This is a genomic window from Pseudomonas sp. HMSC076A11 (genome assembly GCF_001810205.1).
GTDB lineage: Bacteria > Pseudomonadota > Gammaproteobacteria > Pseudomonadales > Pseudomonadaceae > Pseudomonas > Pseudomonas aeruginosa.
Genome location: NZ_KV800319.1, coordinates 147,941 through 166,393, shown reverse-complemented (window position 1 = coordinate 166,393; position 18,453 = coordinate 147,941). Strand labels below are relative to the sequence as shown.

General features: G+C 68.0%; 17 protein-coding genes. 10 read left to right on the top strand and 7 right to left on the bottom strand.

Annotated features, from left to right (window positions below; genetic code table 11):
• Positions 1-41: 41 nt before the first annotated feature.
• The 7 genes from HMPREF2716_RS25150 to HMPREF2716_RS25120 form a co-directional block, all read right to left on the bottom strand.
• Entirely contained in the window at positions 42-860 is an 819-nt protein-coding gene (locus tag HMPREF2716_RS25150) for a peptidylprolyl isomerase (RefSeq protein WP_003092951.1), read from the bottom strand.
• Between the two features lie 54 nt (positions 861-914).
• Positions 915-1,598 carry a respiratory nitrate reductase subunit gamma gene (gene narI / locus HMPREF2716_RS25145; protein ID WP_003092953.1) on the bottom strand — a complete coding sequence of 228 codons (684 nt, stop codon included), beginning with the start codon at positions 1,596-1,598 and terminating at the stop codon, positions 915-917.
• Between the two features lie 2 nt (positions 1,599-1,600).
• Positions 1,601-2,341 carry a nitrate reductase molybdenum cofactor assembly chaperone gene (gene narJ / locus HMPREF2716_RS25140; protein ID WP_003092956.1) on the bottom strand — a complete coding sequence of 247 codons (741 nt, stop codon included), beginning with the start codon at positions 2,339-2,341 and terminating at the stop codon, positions 1,601-1,603.
• A 5-nt stretch (positions 2,342-2,346) separates the two neighbouring features.
• Positions 2,347-3,888, bottom strand: coding sequence for a nitrate reductase subunit beta (gene narH / locus HMPREF2716_RS25135; RefSeq protein WP_003092958.1), 1,542 nt, complete (start codon positions 3,886-3,888; stop codon positions 2,347-2,349).
• Positions 3,889-3,899: 11 nt separating this feature from the next.
• Positions 3,900-7,685 (bottom strand): nitrate reductase subunit alpha, encoded by a 3,786-nt coding sequence (locus tag HMPREF2716_RS25130; RefSeq protein ID WP_003092960.1) that lies wholly within the window; start codon positions 7,683-7,685, stop codon positions 3,900-3,902.
• A gap of 75 nt (positions 7,686-7,760) precedes the next feature.
• Entirely contained in the window at positions 7,761-9,167 is a 1,407-nt protein-coding gene (narK2, locus tag HMPREF2716_RS25125) for a nitrate/nitrite transporter NarK2 (protein WP_003105301.1), read from the bottom strand.
• Positions 9,168-9,178: 11 nt separating this feature from the next.
• On the bottom strand, positions 9,179-10,474 hold the full coding sequence (locus HMPREF2716_RS25120; protein ID WP_003105298.1) for a nitrate/nitrite transporter: 1,296 nt from the start codon (positions 10,472-10,474) through the stop codon (positions 9,179-9,181).
• Positions 10,475-10,648: 174 nt separating this feature from the next.
• On the opposite strand from HMPREF2716_RS25120, the gene narX reads away from it, so the two are divergent.
• From narX to HMPREF2716_RS25070, 10 genes are all read left to right on the top strand, one after another.
• Positions 10,649-12,517, top strand: coding sequence for a two-component system sensor histidine kinase NarX (gene narX / locus HMPREF2716_RS25115; protein ID WP_070622037.1), 1,869 nt, complete (start codon positions 10,649-10,651; stop codon positions 12,515-12,517).
• Positions 12,514-13,173 carry a two-component system response regulator NarL gene (narL, locus tag HMPREF2716_RS25110; protein ID WP_003092968.1) on the top strand — a complete coding sequence of 220 codons (660 nt, stop codon included), beginning with the start codon at positions 12,514-12,516 and terminating at the stop codon, positions 13,171-13,173. Before narX ends, narL begins: the two co-directional genes overlap by 4 nt.
• Positions 13,174-13,257: 84 nt before the next feature.
• The gene (anvM, locus tag HMPREF2716_RS25105; protein ID WP_003092971.1) at positions 13,258-13,653 is read left to right on the top strand and encodes an anaerobic/virulence modulator AnvM; all 396 of its coding nucleotides are present in this window, start codon (positions 13,258-13,260) and stop codon (positions 13,651-13,653) included.
• A 171-nt stretch (positions 13,654-13,824) separates the two neighbouring features.
• Positions 13,825-14,289 carry a hypothetical protein gene (locus HMPREF2716_RS25100; RefSeq protein WP_023517991.1) on the top strand — a complete coding sequence of 155 codons (465 nt, stop codon included), beginning with the start codon at positions 13,825-13,827 and terminating at the stop codon, positions 14,287-14,289.
• 15 nt (positions 14,290-14,304) lie between these two features.
• Positions 14,305-15,054 (top strand): class I SAM-dependent methyltransferase, encoded by a 750-nt coding sequence (locus HMPREF2716_RS25095; protein ID WP_033862818.1) that lies wholly within the window; start codon positions 14,305-14,307, stop codon positions 15,052-15,054.
• 86 nt (positions 15,055-15,140) lie between these two features.
• Positions 15,141-15,971 carry an SDR family oxidoreductase gene (locus HMPREF2716_RS25090; protein ID WP_023083316.1) on the top strand — a complete coding sequence of 277 codons (831 nt, stop codon included), beginning with the start codon at positions 15,141-15,143 and terminating at the stop codon, positions 15,969-15,971.
• Positions 15,972-15,991: 20 nt separating this feature from the next.
• On the top strand, positions 15,992-16,378 hold the full coding sequence (locus HMPREF2716_RS25085; RefSeq protein ID WP_023517993.1) for a hypothetical protein: 387 nt from the start codon (positions 15,992-15,994) through the stop codon (positions 16,376-16,378).
• Positions 16,379-16,472: 94 nt separating this feature from the next.
• Positions 16,473-17,129, top strand: a complete 657-nt coding sequence (tpbA, locus tag HMPREF2716_RS25080) for a tyrosine phosphatase TpbA (protein ID WP_003105672.1) — start codon at positions 16,473-16,475, stop codon at positions 17,127-17,129.
• Between the two features lie 104 nt (positions 17,130-17,233).
• The gene (locus tag HMPREF2716_RS25075; protein WP_023517994.1) at positions 17,234-18,133 is read left to right on the top strand and encodes a TIGR01459 family HAD-type hydrolase; all 900 of its coding nucleotides are present in this window, start codon (positions 17,234-17,236) and stop codon (positions 18,131-18,133) included.
• A gap of 29 nt (positions 18,134-18,162) precedes the next feature.
• Positions 18,163-18,408, top strand: a complete 246-nt coding sequence (locus HMPREF2716_RS25070) for a YgjV family protein (RefSeq protein ID WP_003092978.1) — start codon at positions 18,163-18,165, stop codon at positions 18,406-18,408.
• Positions 18,409-18,453: the final 45 nt, after the last annotated feature.

Sequence of the window (18,453 nt, the reverse complement as noted above, 5' to 3'; positions counted from 1 at the left end):
TTTGATCTTCGGGAGGGAGAGGGAAACATCGGCGCCGAAGGCTATTGCACCAGCGCCCCATCCGCACCCTCGAAGGCGAAGCCCTCGATACAGGCGTCTCCCGCCAGCACGCCGATGTACTGTCCCACCGCTCGCTGCAACACCTGCGCTTGCAGGTGCGCGGCGATCTGTGCGCGGGCCGCGTCGAAGTCGAGCGGCTCGCCGCCTTCGCGCGCCAGCAGTTCCACCACATGCAGGCCATAGCGGCTTTCCAGCGGATGCTCGAGCAGCCCGGGCGCGCGGCGCAGCAGGCGCTTCTCGAATTCGGGGACGGTCTGCCCCGGCTCGATCCAGCCGAGGTCGCCGCCCGCCTCCTTCGACGGACAGGCGGAGAAACGCCGGGCCAGGTCGACGAAGCGCTCGGGATGCCCGCGCAACTCGTCGAGCAGCTCCGCGGCCTGCTTGCGCGCCGTCTCGCGGCCCTCCAGGTCGTCCGGCGCGCAGGCCAGCAGCACATGGCGCAATTGCAGGCGCCAGGGGCCGAGCAGGCGCCCCGGATTGGCCGCGTACCAGGTCCGGCAGGCGTCTTCGTCGGCTTCCGGGACCTGCACCTCTTCCTCCAGCAACTGGCGGATGCGCGCTTCCTCCGGCGTCTCGCCGTCTTCGCAGCGGGCCTCGATGCCCAGCGCGTCGGCCCGTTGCAGGAGCAACTGGCGGACGATCAGCGCACGGCAGGCGGCCTCCAGCGCCAGCGCGTAGCTGTCCGCCGGGTGGTATTGCAGCTCGCGGGCCAGCAGGTCTTCGCCGATGGCCACGCCGTTGACCTTCAGTTGCGGCAGTTCGACCTTCTCGACGCGTTCTTCGTAGTGGGAGCAACTCATGATCGATCACCTCGGTTCGGCGGGCCGGCGCCGGATGCGCCGGCCGCCCAGGGTTCAGGCAGGACGTTTCTGACGCACGATCTGGTAGCGCCGGCCCAGGTACCACACCGGCGCGCTGACGATGTGAACCAGGCGGGTGAAGGGGAACAGCACGAACAGGGTAAGGCCCAGGCCGACGTGCAGCTTGTAGACCAGGCCCACCGGCGCGATGGCCTCGGCCGCCGCCAGCGGACGCAGGGTGACGATGGCCTGGGCCCAGTCGGCGAGCATCACCATCACCGAGCCATCCATGTGATGGGTCGAGGCGACGATGGTGGAGAGGCCGAGGATCAGCTGGGCGTAGAGCACCAGCAGGATCATCAGGTCGGAGGCGTTGCCGGTGGCGCGCACCCGTGCGTCGGTCAGGCGGCGCAGGATCAGTCCGCTCAGGCCGATGAAGCAGAGCACGCCGAAGAAGCCGCCGGAGACCATCGCCAGCAGTTGCTTGTTCTCGGTGCTGATCAGGTGGTGGTAGACCGAGGCCGGGGTCAGCAGGCCGACGAAGTGGCCGGCGAGGATGAACAGCACGCCGACGTGGAACAGGTTGCTGTATACCCGCATGCCCTTCTTGCTGAGCATCTGGCTGGAACCGGCCTTCCAGGTGTACTGCGAGAGGTCGAAGCGCGCCCAGCTGCCGACCAGGCAGATCAGCAGCGCGACATAGGGATAGATCCCGAAGAACAGAAGATTGGTCGACATGCTCAGACTCCTTCGCGGGCCGCGCGGTACTGCATCTGCGGTACCGGCTGGGCGACCCATTGCAATGGTTGTTCGGTGGACGCCGTTGGACGGCGGCCGCTGCTCGACGGGCAACCGCCGGCAGGGTCGGTGAAGCTCACCGGGGTTTCCTCCCAGGCCCGGTCGATGGCCTCCAGGCTGTCGTCGCGCTGTTCCTGGGCCTGGTCGCGACGCAACGCGCCGAGGTCCGGGCGCTCGCCGCCGAGTTCCAGCAACGCCTCGAAAATCGCCGCGTAGGCGCTGCCGCGTTCCTCCAGGCGCAGCGCCAGCAGGCCGAGGATGTGCGCCACTTCGGCGAGCCCTTCGCTGGCCGCCGCGAACGGCAGCAGCGACAGGTATTCGAGGTACAGCGGCAGGTAGTCCGGCAGCTCCGGTACGTCGATCTGCAGGCCGGCCCCGGTATAGCGGTCGAGCAGGTCGACCATCGCCTGGCCACGGTCGCGGCTCTCGCCGTGGACGTGCTCGAAGAGCAGCAGCGAGACCGAGCGGCCGCGCTCGAAGAGACCGTCGTAGCGCGCCTGGACGTCCAGCAGGTCGCCCTGGCAGAGCTCGTTGAGCAGCGCCGCGAGGCCGTCGCGCAGCGCTTCCGGCAGTTCGCAGGTGCGGATCAGCGCATGCAGGCCGAGGCTCTCCTCGCGCAGCTCGGCGCGTGGATAGTCGAGTAGCAGGGCGAGCAGGCGGAACAGTTGGCTGTGATCGTTCATGGCGCTCACTCCTGGATCTGCACGACCTGGATCACGTCGCGGCGGTTGGTCGGCTTGCCGCCGAACAGGTTGACGGCGGAGTTGCTGCCGCCGGAACAGCCGTTGCCGAAGCTGAAGCCACAGCCGGAACGCTCGGCGAAGGCATCGGAAAGCGCTTCCTCGCGGTGCGCGCTGGGGATCACGAAGCGATCCTCGTAGTTGGCGATGGCCAGGTAGCGGTACATCTCCTCCACCTGCTCCACGCTCAACCCGACCTTGGCCAGCACCTCCAGGTCCTGGCGGCCTTCGACGTGCTCGGCGCGCTTGTAGGCGCGCATCGCCAGCAGGCGCTTGAGCGCCAGCAGCACCGGCGCGGTGTCGCCGGCGGTGAGCAGGTTGGCCAGGTACTGCACGGGGATGCGCAGCGACTCGACGTCCGGGATCACCCCGTCGCTGCCGATGTGCCCCTCGGCGGCGGCGTTCTGGATCGGCGACAGCGGCGGCACGTACCAGACCATCGGCAGCGTGCGGTATTCCGGGTGCAGCGGCAGGGCCAGCTTCCAGTCCATCGCCAGCTTGTACACCGGCGACTTCTGCGCCGCCTCGATGACGCTGTCGGCCACCCCGTCCTTGCGCGCCTGGGCGATCACCGCCGGGTCGAACGGATCGAGGAAGATCTCCAGTTGCTTCTCGTACAGCTCGCGCTCGTTCTCGCAACTGGCCACTTCGTGGATACGGTCGGCGTCGTAGAGCAGCACGCCGAGGTAGCGGATGCGCCCGACGCAGGTCTCCGAGCAGACGGTGGGCTGGCCGGCCTCGATGCGCGGGTAGCAGAAGATGCACTTCTCGGACTTGCCGCTCTTCCAGTTGAAGTAGATCTTCTTGTACGGGCAGCCGGAGATGCACATCCGCCAGCCGCGGCACTTGTCCTGGTCGATCAGGACGATGCCGTCCTCCTCGCGCTTGTAGATCGCCCCGCTCGGGCAGGACGCCACGCACGCCGGGTTCAGGCAGTGCTCGCAGAGGCGCGGCAGGTACATCATGAAGGTGTTCTCGTACTCACCGTAGATGTCCGCCTGGACCTGGTCGAAGTTCTTGTCCTTGCGCCGCTTGGCGAACTCGGTGCCGAGGATCTCCTCCCAGTTCGGGCCCCACTCGATCTTCTCCATGCGCTGCCCGGAGACCAGCGAGCGCGGGCGCGCCACCGGCTGGTGCTCGGCCTTGGGCGCGGTATGCAGGTGCTGGTAGTCGAAGTCGAACGGTTCGTAGTAGTCGTCGATCTCGGGCAGGTCCGGGTTGGCGAAGATGTTCGCCAGCACGCGGAACTTGCCGCCGATGCGCGGGCGGATCGAACCGTCTGCCGCGCGCACCCAGCCGCCCTTCCACTTCTCCTGGTTTTCCCATTCCTTCGGGTAGCCGATCCCGGGCTTGGTCTCGACGTTGTTGAACCAGGCGTACTCCATGCCTTCGCGGCTGGTCCAGACGTTCTTGCAGGTGATCGAGCAGGTGTGGCAACCGATGCATTTGTCGAGGTTCAGCACCATGCCGACTTGCGAACGAATTTTCATGGCGTCTCTCCTCAAATGTCCTGGGGCAGCGGTTGCGGCAGGGCGTCGCCGCCGAGTCCGCCGTGGCGGGGTTCGTCCAGCCAGTCGACCTTGCTCATCTTGCGCACCACGACGAACTCGTCGCGGTTGCAGCCGACCGTGCCGTAGTAGTTGAAGCCCCAGGCCTGCTGGGCGTAGCCGCCGATCATGTGGGTCGGCTTGAGCACCACGCGGGTCACCGAGTTGTGGTGGCCGCCACGGGTGCCGGTGGTCTCGCTGCCGGGTACGTTCACGATGCGTTCCTGGGCGTGGTACATCATCACCATGCCGTCCTTGACCCGCTGGCTGACCACCGCGCGGCAGGTCGCCGCGCCGTTGGCGTTGAACACCTCGACCCAGTCGTTATCGACGATCCCGGCCTTGGCCGCGTCGTGCTCGCTGAGCCAGATGATCGGACCGCCGCGCGACAGGGTGAGCATCAGCAGGTTGTCGCTGTAGGTGGAGTGGATGCCCCATTTCTGGTGCGGGGTGATCCAGTTCAGGGTGATCTCCGGGTTGCCGTTGGGCTTCCTGTTCAACAGTTTCTCGGTGGTCCGGGTGTTGACCGGCGGCCGGTAGCTGACGAAGCCTTCGCCGAACGCCTGCATCCACGGGTGGTCCTGGTAGAACTGCTGGCGACCGGTGATGGTGCGCCACGGGATCAGCTCGTGGACGTTGGTGTAGCCGGCGTTGTAGCTGACGTGCTCGTCCTCGAGGCCGGACCAGGTCGGGCTGGAGATGATCTTGCGCGGCTGCACCTGGATGTCGCGGAAGCGGATCTTCTCGTCTTCCTTGGGCAGCGCCAGGTGGGCGTGCTCGCGGCCGGTGATCTTCGACAGCGCTTCCCAGGCCTTGACCGCGACCTGGCCGTTGGTTTCCGGAGCCAGGGCGAGGACCACCTCGGCGGCGTCGATGGCGCTGTCGATACGCGGCCGGCCCTGGCTGACGCCGCTCTCGACCACGCGATGGTTGAGGTCGCCGACCAGCTTCACTTCCTTCTCGGTGTTCCAGCCGATGCCCTTGCCGCCGTTGCCCAGCTTGTCCAGCAGCGGACCGAGCGAGGTGAACTTGCGGTAGACGTTCGGGTAGTCGCGCTCGACCAAGTGCAGCGTCGGCAGGTTGCGTCCCGGCATCGGCTCGCACTCGCCCTTCTTCCAGTCATGGCCGTCGCCGCCGAACGGCTGCGCCAGCTCGGTGGGGGTGTCATGCAGCAGCGGCACCGTGACCAGGTCCTGCTCCACGCCGAGGTGGCCTTCGGCGACAGCGGAGAACTTCTTGGCGATGGCCTTGTAGATCTCCCAGTCGCTCTTGGCTTCCCAGGCCGGATCGGTGGCCGCCGACAGCGGATGGATGAAGGGGTGCATGTCGGAGGTGTTGAGGTCGTCCTTCTCGTACCAGGTAGCGGTCGGCAGGACGATGTCCGAGTACATGCAGGTGGAGGACATGCGGAAGTCCAGGGTGGTGACCAGGTCGAGCTTGCCCTCGGCACCGTCGTCGACCCAGTCGACCTCGGTGGGACGCGGACCGCCGGCCTTGCCGAGGTCATCGTTCATCACCCCGTTCTTCGCCCCGAGCAGGTACTTGAGCATGTACTCGTGCCCCTTGCCGGAGGAGCCCAGCAGGTTGGAGCGCCAGATGAACATGTTGCGCGGGAAGTTCTGCGGATCGTCCGGCGATTCGCTGGCGAAGCGCAGGCCGCCGCTCTTCAGTTCGCGCACCACATAGTCGGCGACCGGCAGGCCGGCGGCCTCGGCCTCGGCGGCGATGCGCAGCGGGTTGCGGTTCAGTTGCGGCGCCGACGGCAGCCAGCCGAGGCGTTCGGCCTGGATGTTGTAGTCCAGGGCGTGTTCGGCGAAGCGGCTGGCGTCGGCCAGCGGCGACAGCACCTCGTGCATCGACAGCTTCTCGTGGCGCCATTGCGAGCTGTGCAGGTAGAAGAAGCTGGTGCCGTTCATCTGCCGCGGCGGCCGGCTCCAGTCCAGGCCGAAGGCCAGCGGCGCCCAGCCGGTCTGCGGGCGCAGCTTCTCCTGGCCGACATAGTGCGCCCAGCCGCCGCCGCTCTGGCCGATGCAGCCGCACATCATCAGCATGTTGATGACCGCGCGGTAGTTCATGTCCATGTGGTACCAGTGGTTCATCGCCGCGCCGATGATCACCATCGCCTTGCCGCGGGTCTTGTCGGCGCTGTCGGCGAACTCGCGGGCGACCTGCGTCGCGCGCGCCGCCGGGACGCCGGTGATGCGCTCCTGCCAGGCCGGGGTATAGGGCGTGTCGGCGTCCTCGTAGGAGGTCGCCACGTTGTCGCCGCCCAGGCCGCGGTCGATGCTGTAGTTGGCCATCTGCAGGTCATAGACGGTGGCCACCCGCAGGCGCTTGCCGTCCGCCGCGACGATCTCGCGGAACGGCACCCGGCGCAGCAGTACCTCGTCGTTGGCGACGCCCTTGAAGTGCGGGTGCTCCTGCCCGGCGAAGTACGGGAAGGCCACCTCGCAGGCATGTTCCGGGCCATCGAGCAGCGACAGTTGCAGGCGCGTCTGGTCACCGCTCCTGCCGTCCAGCTCGGCGATGTTCCACTTGCCCGACTCGCCCCAGCGGTAGCCGATGGCGCCGGTGGGCGAGACCAGCCCGCCGCTGCGCTCGTCGTAGGCGATGGTCTTCCACTCGGGGTTGTTGTCCTGGCCGAGGTTGTCCGCCAGGTCGGCGGCGCGCAGGTAGCGGGTCGGCTTGAACGCGCCGCCGGCGTGTTCTTCCAGCAACACCAGCATCGGCATGTCGGTGTACTGGCGGCAGTAGTCGACGAAGTAGGCGCTCGGCCGGTCGAGGTGGAACTCCTTCAGGATCACGTGACCGAAGGCCATGCCCAGCGCGGCGTCGGTGCCCTGCTTGGGGTTGAGCCAGAGGTCGGTGAGCTTGGCCACCTCGGAATAGTCCGGGGTGATGGAGACGGTCTTGGTGCCCTTGTAGCGCACCTCGGTGAAGAAGTGCGCGTCCGGGGTCCGCGTCTGCGGCACGTTGGAGCCCCAGGCGATGATGTAGCTGGAGTTGTACCAGTCGGCCGACTCCGGCACGTCGGTCTGCTCGCCCCAGATCTGCGGGCTGGCCGGCGGCAGGTCGCAGTACCAGTCGTAGAAGCTCAGGCAGACCCCGCCGATCAGCGACAGGTAGCGGGCGCCGGCGGCGTAGCTGACCATCGACATGGCCGGGATCGGCGAGAAGCCGATCACCCGGTCCGGACCGTAGGTCTTGGCGGTGTAGACGTTGGCCGCGGCGATGATCTCGGTGACCTCGTCCCAGCTGGAACGGACGAAGCCGCCCAGGCCGCGCTGGCTCTTGTAGCTCTTCGCCTTGGCGGCGTCCTCGACGATGCTGGCCCAGGCGTTCACTGGGTCGCCGTGCTGCGCCCGCGCCTCGCGCCAGAGCTTGAGCAACGGCTTGCGCACCTTCGGGTACTTCAGGCGGTTGGCGCTGTAGATGTACCAGGAGTAGCTGGCCCCGCGCGGGCAGCCGCGCGGCTCGTGGTTGGGCAGGTCCGGACGGGTGCGTGGGTAGTCGGTCTGCTGGGTTTCCCAGGTGATCAGGCCGTTCTTCACGTAGATCTTCCAGGAGCAGGAGCCGGTGCAGTTCACCCCGTGGGTGGAGCGCACGATCTTGTCGTGCTGCCAGCGCTGCCGGTAGGCACCTTCCCAGGCGCGGCTCTCGTTGCTGGTCTCGCCGTGGCCATCGGCGAATTCGCCCTGCTTCTTCTTGAAGAACTGCAGGCGGTCGAGCAGGTGACTCATCTTGATCTCCTCACCCGGTCTGTGCCGGGCGTTACAACGCTAATCAGGGGTTGCCGCGGGCTGCTGCCGACGGACTCAACAGGGACTCTCCGCACCCTTGCGCGCGTACCACCACCAGGTGGCGACGATGCAGCTCAGGTAGTAGGCGATGAACACGTAGAGGGCGCCCTCGGCGCTGCCGGTCATGTGCAGCGAGGTGCCGAACGCCTTCGGGATGAAGAACCCGCCGAAGGCGCCGATGGCGGCGGAGAAGCCGATCACCGCGGCCGACTCCATGCTCGCGTTGCGCGCCGCGCCGGCTTCGTCGGCCTGGCCGTCGCGCACCCGCCGGGCCCACTCGTTGCGGAAGATCACCGGGATCATGCGGAAGGTTGAGCCGTTGCCGATGCCGGCGAAGAAGAACAGCAGGATGAAGGCGCCAAGGAAGCCGAAGAAGTTGCCCTGGCCACCGTCGCCCGGCAGGAAGGCGATCACCGCGAACACCCCGCCGATCATCAGCGCGTAGTTCCACAGGGTGATCCGCGCGCCGCCGAACTTGTCCGCCAGCCAGCCGCCCAGGGGCCGGCTGAGGGCGCCCACAAGCGGACCGAGGAAGGCGTATTGCAGCGGGTTGACGTCGGGGAACTGGGTCTTGCTGAGCATCGCGAAGCCGGCCGAGAAGCCGATGAACGAGCCGAAGGTGGCCACGTACAGCCAGCACATCAGCCAGTTGTGCTTGCGCTTGAAGATCACCGCCTGGTCGCGGAACGAGGCCTTGGCGTCGGCGATGTCGTTCATCCCGAACCAGGCCGCGACCGATACCACGGCGATGAACGGCACCCAGATCCAGCCGGCGTTCTGCAGCCACAGGCGACCGCCGTCGCCGAGCTGCTGCGGCTCGCCGCCGAAGGCGCCGAACAGGCCGCCGGCCACCGCCAGCGGCACGGCGAACTGCATCACCGAGACGCCGAGGTTGCCGAGCCCGGCATTCAGGCCGAGGGCGGTGCCCTGCTGGCTCTTCGGATAGAAGAAGCTGATATTGGACATGCTCGAGGCGAAGTTGCCGCCGCCGAAGCCGCAGAGCAGCGCGATCAGGGCGAACACCCAGTACGGGGTGCTCGGGTCCTGCACGGCGAAGCCCAGCCAGATGCACGGGATCAGCATCGAGGCGGTGCTCAGGGCGGTCCAGCGACGACCGCCGAAGATCGGCACCATGAACGAATAGAACACCCGCAGGGTGGCGCCGGAGATCGACGGCAGCGCCGCGAGCAGGAACAGCTGGTCGTTGCTGAAGGCGAAGCCGGCGCTGTTCAGGCGCACAGTCACCGTGCTCCAGATCATCCACACGGCGAAGGCGAGCAGCAGCGCGGGGATCGAGATCCACAGGTTGCGGCTGGCGATGCGCTTGCCGTTGCGCGCCCAGAACTCGGGGTCCTCGGGGCGCCAGTCGAGCAGCAGCGGTCCCCGTGCGGCTTTCAGTTGGGTATTGGCGATCATGCCCATGACGGCATTCCTCAGGAGTGGGTGGGAAGGGTGGGAGGAAGGTCGACGTCGGCCGAGGCGGCCTGGCCGTCGATGCGGCGTTGCTGCTTGATCGCGTAGTGCATCCAGACCATGCAGACCACGGTCAGGCCGAACAGCAACATGAAGCAGGAGGAGCGCACGCCGATGTGGTCGGCGGCGTAGCCGAACAGGATCGGCAGGCAGAAGCCGCCGAGGCCGCCGATCACCCCGACCATGCCGCCGACGGTGCCCATGTTGCTCGGGTAGTAGTCGTGGATGATCCGGTACACGCTGGCCTTGCCGAAGCCCTGGGCAATGCCGACGACGAACACCAGGAAGGTGAACAGCCAGACGTTCAGGCCGATGCCCAGGCTGAGGTCGCCCTGGATGCCGTGGATGGTCATGGTGGTCTGCGGGTAGGAGAGGAAGAACAGGCACACCAGGCAGACCCAGAACACGCCCCAGTTCACCGAGCGCGCGCCGTAGTGGTCGCTGAACCAGCCACCGAGGGCGCGGATCAGGCCGGACGGCAGGGTGAACAGCATGGTGATGAAGGACGCGGTCTTCAGGTCCAGGCCGTATTCGGCGATGTAGTACTTCGGCAGCCACAGGGCCAGGGCGACGAAGCCGCCGAAGACGAAGAAGTAGTACAGGCCGAAGCGCCAGACGCGCAGCTCGGCGAGCGGCGCCAGTTGCTTGGCCAGGGTCGGCCGCTGGCTGGCCTCGGCGGCACCCTTGAGGTGCGCCGGATCGGTCCAGGTGAACAGCCAGAACAGCACGGCGGTGACCAGCATGGCTACCGAGTAGACCTGCGGCACCATGCGCCAGCCGAAGGCGACCACGATCATCGGCGCCACCAGGTTGGTGATCGCCGCGCCGGCATTGCCAGCACCGAAGATGCCCATCGCGGTGCCCTGGCGCTCCTTCTCGAACCAGGCCGAGGTGTAGGCGATGCCGACCGCGAAGGAGCCGCCGGCCAGGCCGACGAACAGGCCGAGCACCAGGTAGTGCCAGTACTGGCTGGCGAAGGCCAGGCCGTAGATCGGGATGGCCACCAGCAGCATGTGGATGAAGAACACGATGCGGCCGCCGAAGCGGTCGGTGATCAGGCCCAGCGGCAGGCGCACCAGGGAGCCGGTGAGGATCGGCAGGGCGACCATCAGGCCGAACTGGGATTCGCTCAGGCCGAGCTCGTCCTTGATGCGGATGCCGATGATCGAAAACATCGTCCACACGGCGAAATTCACCGCGAAGGACAAGGTACTCATGCCGAGGACGGAGTACTGTTTCTGACGTAGGGAAGCCATGGCTAAACTCTCTGCACGAACAGCGTTCAGCGAGAGCCTAGGGAAGGTGTTCCTATGCAAATTTGATAGGAATCAATGAAATACCGGCCGTTCCGTGCCTAGATGCGCGCCCCTACCTCGAAAGAGGTACGGCTGAAATTATTGCGCAACTCACTGTTTTAAAAGGCTTTTCTCATGAACAAGGCGACCGCGCCGGACGCTGACCAGCGGGACAGATTCTTTGGAGGTAGTGACAGGGCCGGAAAGCCGATCCTGCGCCGCTCCCTGGTAGTCCGCTTCGGCTGCTACCTCACCCTGCTGGTATCGCTGGCGCTGATCGGGATGTTCAGCGCCCTGCTCTTCGCCGACTACACGCACCAGGACGCCGCGGTGATCAACCACGCCGGCTCGTTGCGCATGCTCACCTACCGGGTCGCCCTGGAGCCCAGCCTGGAAGGCCGCCAGGCGCTGCTCGGGACCCTCGGCGAACGCCTCGACAGCGGCGACATCCGCCGCCTGCTGCAACGCCAGGACGCCGACGACCCGATCCGCCAGTTGCACCAGGAGCTGCGCGAGGGCCTCGCGCGCCTGGACCCGCGCGCGCTGCCCGGACGCGCCGTGCTGGACGCCTACGTCGGCGACATCGACCGTTTCGTCGGCATCCTCCAGGCCAAGGCCGAGCGCCGCTCGCAACTGCTCAGCACGGTGCAGGGCCTGTGCCTGTTCCTCAGCCTGCTGGTGGTGTTCGTCACCCTCTACGACCTCAGCTATCACGTCATCGGCCCGCTGCGCGAACTCACCAGCACCGCCCGCCGCCTGGGCCGCGGCGAGCTGGACGCGCGGGTCACCTACAGCGGCGAGGACGAACTGGCGCAACTGGGCGAGCGCTTCAACCAGATGGCCGGCGAGCTGAAGAGCATCTACGGCGACCTGGAAGAGCGCGTGGAGGACAAGACCCGCGCCCTCTCGCAGAGCCACCAGCGCCTCGAACTGCTCTACGCCAGCGCCCGCCGGCTGGGCGAGAACCCCTACGACAGCCGCACCCTGCAACCGCTGCTGAACCAGTTGGAGAAAGTGCTCGACGCCGGCCGCGTGACCCTCTGCCTGAACAAGGACGGGGTCGAGCGCGCCTACAGTTCGCTGACCACCACCGAGCGCCCGGCGGACTTCTGCCTGCAGGGCGACTGCGGTAGCTGCCGCGAGCAGGCCAGCGCCTGCGACCAACCCTCGTCCCTGGCCCAGCCATTGCTGATGCAGCCCTTGTCCATCGCCGGCCACCGTTTCGGCGAACTGTTCATCGAAAGCCGCAGCGGCCGCCTGGAGAACTGGCAGCAGCAACTGATCGAGACCTTCTGCGACAACATCGCCCGCACCTTCGCCCTGTCCCTGCAACAGGAACAGGAAAGCCGCCTGGCCCTGTTCGCCGAGCGCGGCACCATCGCCCGCGAACTGCACGACTCGCTGGCACAGTCGCTGCCCTACCTGAAGATCCAGGTCAGCCGCCTGGGCACCCTGCTCAAGCGCGAGGCGCCGGCGGAGAAGATCGAGGACACCCTCGACGAACTGCGCGAAGGCCTCAACGGCGCCTACCGGCAACTGCGCGAACTGCTCACCACCTTCCGCCTCAGCCTCGACGAGCCGAGCCTGGAAGCCGCGCTGGGGAACGCCGTGGCCGAGTTCGGCGAGCGCGGCGAGGTGACGATCGAACTGGACAACCGCCTGCAACACGTGCCGCTGAGCCCCAACGAGGAAATCCACGTCCTGCAGATCGTCCGCGAGGCGCTCTCCAACGTGGTTCGCCATTCGCAGGCGCAACGGGCCTGGGTGCGCCTGAGCAGCCAGGCCGACGGCCAGGTGAGCATCGCCGTCGAGGACGATGGCGTCGGCTTTGATCCGCAGCAGAACCGCAGCGGCCATTATGGGCTTACCATCATGCAGGAGCGCGGCCAGACCCTCGGCAGCCAGTTGCGCTTCGAAGCGCGCGCGCCCCACGGCACGCGAGTGCTCTTCAGCTTCGTGCCGACCGCCCTGCAACCCTCCGCCGCCAAGGAGCCGACCCCATGACGGACATGCCAGCCACCGCCGACGAGCCGGTTCGCCTGCTGCTGGTGGACGACCATCCGATGATGCGCAAGGGCGTCGCCCAGTTGCTCGAACTGGAAGACGACCTCAGCGTGGTCGGCGAGGCCGGCAGCGGCGAGGAAGCCCTGCGCCTGGCCGCCGAGCTGGACCCGGACATGATCCTGCTGGACCTGAACATGAAGGGCATGAACGGCCTGGATACCCTGCGCGCGTTGCGCGAGGCCGGAGTCGACGCGCGCATCGTGGTGTTCACCGTGTCCGACGACAAGGGCGACGTGGTCAACGTCCTGCGCGCCGGCGCCGACGGCTACCTGCTCAAGGACATGGAGCCGGAGCGCCTGCTCGAGCACATCCGCCAGGCCGCCACCGGACAGATGACCCTCAGCCCGCAGTTGACCCAGATCCTCGCCCAGGCCCTGCGGGGCGACGACCGCTCGAAGAGCCTCGACGAGCTGACTGAGCGCGAACGGCAGATCCTCCGCCAGATCGCCCACGGCTACAGCAACAAGATGATCGCGCGAAAGCTGGACATCACCGAAGGCACGGTGAAGGTCCATGTCAAGCGGGTGCTGCACAAGCTCGGCATGCGTTCGCGGGTCGAGGCCGCGGTGTGGGCGGTGGAGAACGACCTGGTGTGAGCCGCGCGCAGGCTTGATTCCGGTCAAGAAATCCACCGCGGCGCTGCGTCGATACTGGCGGCTTCCTTCCACGAGGCGCCCGTCATGATGTTCGAACGCAGCCCCGACGATCCCCTTCCCCTGGTCTACGCCTGCTCCGGCTGCTCCAACGTGGCGCAACTGGCCAACGATCTCGCGCTGCGCCTGGATCGCGCCCGGCTGGCGGAGATGTCCTGCATCGCCGGAGTCGGCGGCGACGTCCCGCTGCTGGTCCGCCGGGCCCGCTCCGGGCGACCGATCCTGGCCCTCGACGGTTGCCCGCTGCATTGCGTGAAAGGCTGCCTGGCGCGCCACGAGGTAGTCCCGACCCTGCACCTGACCCTCAGCGAACACGGCCTGAAGAAGCGCTACGGCGAGGACTGCGAGGCGCAGGACGCCGAGCGCCTGTTCGTCGAGCTGGAGCGTCTGCTGACGCCGGGCGGCAAGCGCCGCTGCGAATGACGGCGAGGCCGGGGGCGGCGGCTATCCCCAGCCTGCCGAAACCCGCATCCCCGCCTTTCGGCCTCCCTCGCGCATATCGCGGCGCCTCCGCCGCGTAAGCGTGCCCGTACCGCCTGCGATACGCAGCAGTGCGCTAGGATGTCCCCTCGGCTTCGAAGAAAGGACATTTCAATGCTGATCGGTGCGCTGCTGGTCCTCACCTGGGTCATCCTCCTCGTCCGATACCCGGCCAAGGCCCTGCCGGTCTCCCTGGCGGCTCTCGCCGGGCTGGGCCTGGTGGCGGCCTGGGTGATCTGGCAGGACAACGACGAAAGCCGCCACCTGCAACGCCAGGAACTGCGCCTGAGCTATGCGCCGGAACGCTGTCCGGTGGACCGGCCGCTGGCGGTCGAACTGAAGAACGGCAGCGACCGACCGTTGCTGGAGCTACGCTGGAGGATCGCCGCCTACCGCCCCGGCGACAGCGTCAACCTGGCCGACACCAGCTTCGACAGCCCGCGCTACCGGGCGCCGAACGCCCTGCTCGGCGGCGACAGCTGGCACGATTGCCTGCCGCTGCCGCCGATGCGTCCGGGCTATCGCGCCAGCACCCTGGAATTCCGCGCCGAACGCCTGGACGGGCGTTTCGGCAACTGACCGAGGGAGGACCCGATGGAAACCCGCCGTCTGTTCGACCAGGGCTCCGCTGCCTACGCCAGCGCCCGCCCGCGTTATCCCGATGCGCTCTACCGCCATCTCGCCGGGCTCTGCGGCCAGCGCCGGCGCGCCTGGGACTGCGCCACCGGTACCGGCCAGGCCGCGCTCGGCCTGGCGCAGTACTTCGGCGAAGTCCTCGCCAGCGACACCAGCACGCAGCAGATCGAACACGCCGTTGTCCATCCGGGTATCCGCTACAGCGTGCAGGACGCCGAAGCCACCGAATATCCCGACGCCGCCTTCGACCTGGTCTGCGTAGCCCAGGCCTGGCACTGGTTCGACCACTCGCGCTTCAACCGCGAGCTGCTGCGCGTGCTGCGTCCCGGCGGCGTGTTCGCCGCCTGGGGCTACGGCTGGTTCAGCATCGACGCGCAGATCGATGCCGCCATCGACGAGGAATACCTGCGCCCGATCGGCCCGTACTGGGCGCAACAGAACCGCCTGCTGTGGAACGCCTACCGGGATGTCGAGCTGCCGCTGGGCGAACTCCCCGCGCCGGCCTTCGTCATCGAGCAACAATGGAGCCTGGCCCGGTTGTTCGACTACATGGCCACCTGGTCGGCCAGCCGCCTGTGCCGCGAGGCGCAGGGCAACGCTTTCGTGCGCCAGGCCCTGCAACGGGTCGCCGCGCTCTGGGGCGAGCCGACCTCGACACGCAGGGTTCGCATGCCGCTGGCGCTGCGGATCGCGCGCAAGGACGCCTGACCGAGCCTTCGAGCGGTTTTCCGCGGCCGGCGAATCCAGTACGGTAGGCCGCCCTCCTTCCAACTCCCAGCCAAGGAACGCTGCCCATGAGCCAACCCGTCGCCTTCGTCACCGGCTGCTCCAGCGGCATCGGCCGCGCCCTCGCCGACGCCTTCCAGCGCGCCGGCTACCGGGTCTGGGCCAGCGCGCGCAAGGAGGACGACGTGCGTGCCCTGGCCGAGGCCGGCTTCCAGGCGGTGCAACTGGACGTCAACGACGCCGCCGCGCTGGCCCGTCTGGCCGAGGAACTGGGGGTCGAAGCCGCCGGCCTCGACGTGCTGGTCAACAACGCCGGCTACGGCGCCATGGGTCCGCTGCTGGACGGCGGCGTCGAAGCCATGCGCCGGCAGTTCGAGACCAACGTGTTCGCCGTGGTCGGCGTGACCCGCGCGCTGTTCCCGCTACTGAGGCGCAAGTCCGGCCTGGTGGTGAACGTCGGCAGCGTCTCCGGCGTGCTGGTCACGCCCTTCGCCGGCGCCTACTGCGCCTCCAAGGCCGCGGTGCATGCGCTGAGCGATGCCCTGCGCCTGGAGCTGGCACCGTTCGGCGTCGAGGTGCTGGAAGTGCAGCCGGGCGCCATCGCCTCGAACTTCGGCGCCAGCGCCAGCCGCGAGCTGGACAGCGTGGTCGACGAACGCTCGCCCTGGTGGCCGTTGCGCCGGCAGATCCAGGCGCGCGCCGCGGCATCCCAGGACAATCCCACGTCCGCCGAAGACTTCGCCCGCCAGTTGCTCGCCGCCGTGCAGCGCCGTCCGCGCCCGCCGCTGGTGCGCATCGGCAATGGCAGCCGGGCCCTGCCGGCGCTGGCCCGCTGGCTACCGCGCGGCCTGCTGGAGCGGCTGCTGAAGAAGCGCTTCGGCCTCGACACGCGCCTCTGAAACCGCCAGGAGATACCGCCATGGGCGACCGCCTTGCCGTACCCATCCGCTACTACGCCCTGGCCGGGATCGCCGCGGCGATCCTGCTCAACGTGCTGCTGCGCGGGGTGGTCCGCTTCGGCGGCCTGCCGGCCAGCCTGCTGATCGCCGCGCTGGTCGCCGGCGGCCTGGCCTGGTGGTTCGCCCGCGCGCAGCGGCGCTGGCCGACCTGGGGCGAGCGCTTGCGCCTGGTCGCCCTGTATGGCGGAGTGCTCGGGGTCCTTTACCTGCTGCTGGTCGGCCTCGCCTCGCTGAAAGGCGATCCCAGCCCGGCGGCACTGCTCATCGTGGTGCTGCACTACCTGTGCTATCCGGCGCTGTTGCTGGTGTTCTTCTCCGGCAGGGTCTATGGATTCTTCCTGCTCTGACAGGTGAGGCTGCCTCAACGAATTCTTCACATTCTCTTCAGCTCGGCTTGACCCGCCCTCGCCTAGTGTTGGCCACCCACCGCACGAGGCCGACATGCACCGTTCACCGCTCGCCTGGCTCCGCCTGCTCCTCGCCGCCGTGCTCGGCGCCTTCCTGCTCGGCGGCCCGCTGCATGCCGCCGAGACTGCCGCCACGCGTTCGCCAGCCTGGGCGCAAGCGGTCGACCCGTCGATCAACCTCTACCGCATGAGCCCCACCCTCTATCGCAGCGCGCTGCCCAACGCACAGAGCGTCGCGCTGCTGCAACGCCTGCAGGTGAAGACGGTGGTCAGCTTCATCAAGGACGACGACCGCGCCTGGCTGGGCCAGGCTCCGGTGCGGGTGCTCAGCCTGCCAACCCACGCCGACCGGGTCGACGACGCCGAGGTGCTCAGCGTCCTCCGCCAGTTGCAGGCCGCCGAGCGCGAAGGCCCGGTACTGATGCACTGCAAGCACGGCAACAACCGCACCGGACTGTTCGCCGCCATGTACCGCATCGTCGTGCAGGGCTGGGACAAGCAGGCCGCGCTGGAGGAAATGCAGCACGGCGGTTTCGGCGACGAGGACGACATGCGCGACGCCAGCGCCTATGTGCGCGGCGCCGACGTCGACGGCCTGCGCCTGGCGATGGCCAACGGCGAATGCAGCCCGTCGCGCTTCGCCGTCTGCCATGTGCGCGAGTGGATGGCCCAGGCGCTCGACCGGCCGTAAACACGCGCAGGACCGAAAGGCTTGGTCCCGTCACGCAAGTTTGGCACCCTTGGGACTCGCCGCCGCACGCGGCGGCCCACTTCGACAGCCGCGACGAGACTCCCATGAGCGATGCCCCGACCTCCCCGCGCTTCAGCGCCGCCACCAGCACCCGCCTGCTCGACCATGCGCAACTGGAGGCGCTCTGCGCCGACTATGACGGCTTCCTTCTCGATCTCTGGGGCGTAGTGATGGACGGCGCCGAGGCGTTCCCCGGCGCCCTTGCCTGGCTCGCCCGGCGGCACGCCGAAGGCCGCCCGGTCTGGTTCCTCAGCAACTCGTCCAGCAGCGTGGCGGAAATGAGCGCCGGGCTCGAGCGCCTGGGCATCCGGCGCGACTGGTTCGCCGGCATCACCACGTCCGGCCAGTTGACCATCGACGCCCTGCTGCAAACCGCCGAATACCGGCGTGGCGGTATCTACCTGGCCGGCGTCGGCCTGGCCCAGCAGAGCTGGCCGGCGGAAATCCGCGAGCGCTTCGTCGACGACATCGCCCAGGCGGCGCTGATCGTCGGCGTCGGCAGCTTTCCCCAGGAAGAACTGGAACAGCGCTTCGCGCCCCTGCGCGGCGCCACCGACCTGCCGTTCCTCTGCGCCAACCCGGACCGCGTGGTGGTTTCCGGCGGCCGCACGGTATACGGCGCGGGCATGCTCGCCGAGCTGTTCAGCGAGGAAGGCGGCCAGGTCAGCTGGTACGGCAAGCCCGACCCGGCGGCCTTCCGCATCGCCCAGCGGCAACTGGAAGCGCGCGGCGCGCGGCACATCCTGTTCGTCGGCGACTCGCTGGTGACCGACGTCCCCGGCGCCCTCGCCGCGCGCATCGATACGCTCTGGCTGGGCGCCACCGGCATCCACCGCGAAGCCCTGGGCGCCGAGTTCAACGGAGCGCTCGACGAGGAGCGGGTCAGGTCGCTGCTGCACGGCTATCCGATCCGACCGCACTTTGCCGCGCCAGGGCTGGTCTGACCCTCAAAGGTCGGAAAAAGGATGCACGCATGCACTGGCTGGACTACCTGCAATGGCCCGCCATGCTGGTCACGGTGGTGGCCGCCTGGCTGGTGGCGTCGGCGCATCGGCGAAGACGCAAGGTCGGCTTCTGGGTGTTCCTCGCCAGCAACCTGCTGTGGATCGCCTGGGGCCTTTACGCCCAGGCCTATGCGCTGATCCTGCTGCAGGTCTGCCTGGCGGCGATGAACCTGCGCGGCACCCATCGCAACGAAGCGCCACAGGACAGCGCCTGATGGCCGCCAACGAAAACGCCCGCCATGACGGCGGGCGCTCGCTTT

Bases quoted from the DNA above. Each gene is read 5' to 3' on its own strand.
- anvM (WP_003092971.1), top strand. From the start codon at position 13,258: ATGATGTTCGAACGCAGCCCCGACGATCCCCTTCCCCTGGTCTACGCC.
- HMPREF2716_RS25095 (WP_033862818.1), top strand. From the start codon at position 14,305: ATGGAAACCCGCCGTCTGTTCGACCAGGGCTCCGCTGCCTACGCCAGC.
- HMPREF2716_RS25090 (WP_023083316.1), top strand. From the start codon at position 15,141: ATGAGCCAACCCGTCGCCTTCGTCACCGGCTGCTCCAGCGGCATCGGC.
- HMPREF2716_RS25075 (WP_023517994.1), top strand. From the start codon at position 17,234: ATGAGCGATGCCCCGACCTCCCCGCGCTTCAGCGCCGCCACCAGCACC.
- narK2 (WP_003105301.1), bottom strand. From the start codon at position 9,167: ATGGGCATGATCGCCAATACCCAACTGAAAGCCGCACGGGGACCGCTG.
- HMPREF2716_RS25130 (WP_003092960.1), bottom strand. From the start codon at position 7,685: ATGAGTCACCTGCTCGACCGCCTGCAGTTCTTCAAGAAGAAGCAGGGC.
- narX (WP_070622037.1), top strand. From the start codon at position 10,649: ATGAACAAGGCGACCGCGCCGGACGCTGACCAGCGGGACAGATTCTTT.
- narH (WP_003092958.1), bottom strand. From the start codon at position 3,888: ATGAAAATTCGTTCGCAAGTCGGCATGGTGCTGAACCTCGACAAATGC.
- HMPREF2716_RS25070 (WP_003092978.1), top strand. From the start codon at position 18,163: ATGCACTGGCTGGACTACCTGCAATGGCCCGCCATGCTGGTCACGGTG.
- narL (WP_003092968.1), top strand. From the start codon at position 12,514: ATGACGGACATGCCAGCCACCGCCGACGAGCCGGTTCGCCTGCTGCTG.
- HMPREF2716_RS25120 (WP_003105298.1), bottom strand. From the start codon at position 10,474: ATGGCTTCCCTACGTCAGAAACAGTACTCCGTCCTCGGCATGAGTACC.
- narI (WP_003092953.1), bottom strand. From the start codon at position 1,598: ATGTCGACCAATCTTCTGTTCTTCGGGATCTATCCCTATGTCGCGCTG.
- narJ (WP_003092956.1), bottom strand. From the start codon at position 2,341: ATGAACGATCACAGCCAACTGTTCCGCCTGCTCGCCCTGCTACTCGAC.
- HMPREF2716_RS25100 (WP_023517991.1), top strand. From the start codon at position 13,825: ATGCTGATCGGTGCGCTGCTGGTCCTCACCTGGGTCATCCTCCTCGTC.
- HMPREF2716_RS25150 (WP_003092951.1), bottom strand. From the start codon at position 860: ATGAGTTGCTCCCACTACGAAGAACGCGTCGAGAAGGTCGAACTGCCG.
- tpbA (WP_003105672.1), top strand. From the start codon at position 16,473: ATGCACCGTTCACCGCTCGCCTGGCTCCGCCTGCTCCTCGCCGCCGTG.
- HMPREF2716_RS25085 (WP_023517993.1), top strand. From the start codon at position 15,992: ATGGGCGACCGCCTTGCCGTACCCATCCGCTACTACGCCCTGGCCGGG.